The following is a 3,472-nucleotide window of genomic DNA, read 5'->3' on the forward strand; positions in this document are numbered from 1 at the left end:
TTCTTGGAGAACAAGATATCTCATTGGGTCTACTGCCATAACTTCAAGGGCATCTATCTGTTCTGTTATTCTCATTGTGCCTATATTTGCAGCAATTGCAGAACCAGACCTTGCGGTAACTAAAAGAGCTACTAAAACAGGCGATAATTCTCTTGCAAGAGACAATGATACCAAAGCTCCCATCAAAAACTCAGCGTTGAATTTATGAAAGGTTGGATAAGTCTCTACAACTAAAACACCGCCGGTAAAAAATCCGGTTAATACTATTAAAGGCGCAGCATTGACGCCAATATCTTCCATGTATTTAAGTATGTGTTTTATCTTTGGAAATTTTTTAAAAGATAATAACGTTCTAAGAAAAAAAATTGTTATGTTTCCTGTATGCTCTATTAAAGAATTTATCACACCCATTTTAAAAATCTACCCCGTCTTCAGACTCTTCTATAAATTCCTGCTCTTCTTCAAAAATTTCTTCTTCTATATTATGACTTGTTTTAGCTAAATTTTCAAATTTAGTTATTTCTTTGATGAATGCTAAATGAATCGTGCCGGTTGGTCCGTTTCTTTGTTTTGCGATTATTATCTCTGCTAACCCTTCTTCCTGTGGTGAAGGATTTTTCTTATAATACTCAGGTCTATGTATGAATAAAACAAGGTCTGCGTCTTGCTCAATACTACCAGATTCTCTTAAATCTGCAAGCTGTGGTCTTTTGTCTGCTCGCATTTCTGCTTGTCTTGAAAGCTGTGCCAAAGCTACAACAGGAATTCCAAGCTCTTTTGCTAAAGCCTTTAGTCCTCTTGATATTTCTGCTACTTCTTGTTGTCTATTTTCTACTCTTCTATGGGAGCGAAGTAGTTGCAGATAATCAACAACGATTATCTTAACATCTTTTTCTTTTTTCAACCTTCTTGCCTTTGCTTTTAAATCCAAGATAGATAAAGAGGCAGTATCATCTATATACAATGGGGCATTCATCATTTTTAATGCAACTTCTGTTAATTTCTCGATCTCACTTTCATTTAAAAATCCAGACCTTATTTTTTTAAGCGGAATTTTAGATTCTTCTCCAAGAAGTCTCATTGCAATTTGCTGTCTTGACATTTCTAATGAGAAAAATGCAGAGGGAACTTCATCTACAACGGATAGATGATGTAAAATTGACAACGCAAAGCTTGTTTTTCCCATGCCCGGTCTTGCAGCGATTATGACTAAATCACCCGGATGAAATCCGGTGGTTAATCTGTCTAAATCATAAAATCCGGTTGGTATTCCTGTGACTACTGTATCCTTTTTGGAAAGTTCATTGATTATTCTTAAAGTCTCTTTTAAAACTTCTCCAAGGCTATAATAATTTACTACTTCTTTATTTTCTGTTACCTGAAAAATTATACTTTCCGCTTCTTCTAACAAACTGTTAATATCAGATTCTTTATTTTTTGCTTTGGCAATTATCTTTTGCGCAGATTCTATTAAAGACCTTAAAATGGATTTTTCTTTGATAATATCAACGATTTGAAATGCTATGTCAGGCGGAACACTTTCTTCGGCAAGTTGGTATAAATAACTTATTCCTCCTACAAATTCTAATTTTCCTTTTTTTTCTAATCCATCTTTTAAGATGATTAATCCTAAAGGTTTACCTTGGTTGAATAAATCAATAATAGTTTCGTAAATGATTTTATGTTTTTGAAGATAAAAATCATCAATTTTTAGCTTAGTAAGGACTGAGTCAATGATTTCGGGATAAACGATTAAACTTCCAAGGATTGCCCTTTCCGCATCTTCATCATAAGGCAAAAAGGGCGAATCCTTTAAAGTTTCCATAGCTTTATTATTATTAATTATTTAGATTCTGGTACTACGTGTACTTTGATAGTTGCCGATACTTCAGGATGTAATTTAACTTGGATATTGTAGCTTCCAAGATTTCTAATTGGACTTCTAAGCATTATTTTTTTCTTATCAATTTCGATGCCTTTTTCTTTTAATTTTTCAGCAATATCTGATATTGTAACAGAACCATACATTTTTCCCGTCACACCGATCGGTCTTTCTATTTCAATTTCAACGCCGTTTAATTTTTTAGCTAATTCAAAAGCTTTCTCTTTTTCTCTTTGGAGCTTTCTTGCTTTTTGCGCTAAAATATTGTCAATAAATCTTTTATTCTCTTCTGTTAATTCTAATGCTAATCCTCTTGGAATAAGATAATTTCTTGCAAAACCTTTTTTAACCTCTATAACATCACCAATAGTTCCCCAACCTTCTACGTCCTTAGTTAAAACAACCTTCATATTTTTCACCTCCTTAAACAATTACGTAAGGTAATAAAGCAAGCTGTCTTGCTTTTTTGATTTCAACAGCTAATTTTCTTTGATGCTTAGCGCAGGTTCCAGAAATTCTACTTGGAATTATTTTACCTCGTTCAGATATAAAACCTTTCAATGTTTCAATATCTTTGTAATTTGGCTCCTTTTTTTCTGCACAAAATTTGCAATATTTTTTTCTTTTTGGAAAGTATGGTTTATTTTGAACTACATTGGTCATTTTATTCTCCTCCTTTAAAATTTTTAAAATGGTATATCTTCGTCTGATTCAAAATCTTCGACCGGTATGTCAAGGTCCTCATCTGTAGAAGTCGATTTAGTATTTCTATCGCCAGGTTTTCCAAGTAAGGCTATCCTATCTGCTACAATTTTCACCTTACTTCTTTTTTCGCCGGATGATGATTCCCATCTGTCTTGTCTTAATGATCCTTCAATAAGAATTTGATATCCTTTACTAAGCTGCGATCCTACCCTTTCAGCCAATTTTCCATAGCTTTCAATGTCAAAAAAGGAAGTTTCCTCTCTCCATTCACCGTTTTTGTCCTTAAAATTTCTACTTACAGCTATAGAGAGACTTGTTACCTGAATGCCACTGGGAAGGAATCTAACTTCTGGGTCTCTTGTGAGCCTTCCAATTAATATAACTCTGTTAAGCATAATTATGCCACCTCTTTATTCTCCTTTAGCAGTAGCTTTAGGAGTTTTTAATTTCATATTTAAGAATCTGATTACATCTTCATTGATTCTTAAATTGTACTCCAAGATTGCCGGTAAATTGCTATTTCCTGTTTTGTAATTGATCAAGAAATAGTATCCAGAGTTGAACTTGTTAATTGGATAGGCAAGATTTCTTCTTCCCCAGTTTTCTTCATTGTAAATCTCACCTTGGTTTTGCTGGATTAAATCTCTGATAGCCTGAACTCTAGTTTTAATTTCCTCTTCAGACAAAGTTGGCTTAAGCACAAAAACTAACTCGTAATGTCTCATACATCTTCCTCCTTTTGGATGATTTTTTAAATCAGCCTTCCCGCCAATTTGCAGGAAAGCAAGGCTTCATGCTAAATTTTTATTACACATATTCATAGATTTTTCTACACCATATTTTAACACATTTAGAATACATTCATTTGCATGGGCTAAAACTTTA

General features: G+C 33.4%; 6 protein-coding genes. All 6 read right to left on the minus strand.

Going from position 1 to position 3,472, the window contains the following annotated elements; all coding sequences use genetic code 11:
- Positions 1–411: MlaE family ABC transporter permease (locus tag SULYE_RS07065; RefSeq protein ID WP_007547929.1), on the minus strand; the 411-nt coding region annotated here is incomplete at its 3' end.
- A 1-nt stretch (position 412) separates the two neighbouring features.
- The gene (dnaB, locus tag SULYE_RS07070; protein ID WP_043989249.1) at positions 413–1,825 is read right to left on the minus strand and encodes a replicative DNA helicase; all 1,413 of its coding nucleotides are present in this window, start codon (positions 1,823–1,825) and stop codon (positions 413–415) included.
- Between the two features lie 17 nt (positions 1,826–1,842).
- A complete protein-coding gene (rplI, locus tag SULYE_RS07075; protein WP_007547931.1) occupies positions 1,843–2,292 on the minus strand; it encodes a 50S ribosomal protein L9 in 450 nt (149 codons plus the stop codon).
- Positions 2,293–2,305: 13 nt separating this feature from the next.
- Positions 2,306–2,545, minus strand: coding sequence for a 30S ribosomal protein S18 (gene rpsR, locus SULYE_RS07080; protein WP_007547932.1), 240 nt, complete (start codon positions 2,543–2,545; stop codon positions 2,306–2,308).
- 23 nt (positions 2,546–2,568) lie between these two features.
- Positions 2,569–2,982 (minus strand): single-stranded DNA-binding protein, encoded by a 414-nt coding sequence (locus tag SULYE_RS07085; protein ID WP_007547933.1) that lies wholly within the window; start codon positions 2,980–2,982, stop codon positions 2,569–2,571.
- 15 nt (positions 2,983–2,997) lie between these two features.
- Positions 2,998–3,312, minus strand: coding sequence for a 30S ribosomal protein S6 (rpsF, locus tag SULYE_RS07090; RefSeq protein ID WP_007547934.1), 315 nt, complete (start codon positions 3,310–3,312; stop codon positions 2,998–3,000).
- Between the last annotated feature and the right edge of the window lie 160 nt (positions 3,313–3,472).

The organism is Sulfurihydrogenibium yellowstonense SS-5 (assembly GCF_000173615.1).
GTDB classification, from domain to species: domain Bacteria; phylum Aquificota; class Aquificia; order Aquificales; family Hydrogenothermaceae; genus Sulfurihydrogenibium; species Sulfurihydrogenibium yellowstonense.

Coding starts and splice junctions, on each gene's coding strand:
- dnaB (WP_043989249.1), bottom strand. CDS start 1,825: ATGGAAACTTTAAAGGATTCGCCCTTTTTGCCTTATGATGAAGATGCG.
- rplI (WP_007547931.1), bottom strand. CDS start 2,292: ATGAAGGTTGTTTTAACTAAGGACGTAGAAGGTTGGGGAACTATTGGT.
- rpsR (WP_007547932.1), bottom strand. CDS start 2,545: ATGACCAATGTAGTTCAAAATAAACCATACTTTCCAAAAAGAAAAAAA.
- SULYE_RS07085 (WP_007547933.1), bottom strand. CDS start 2,982: ATGCTTAACAGAGTTATATTAATTGGAAGGCTCACAAGAGACCCAGAA.
- rpsF (WP_007547934.1), bottom strand. CDS start 3,312: ATGAGACATTACGAGTTAGTTTTTGTGCTTAAGCCAACTTTGTCTGAA.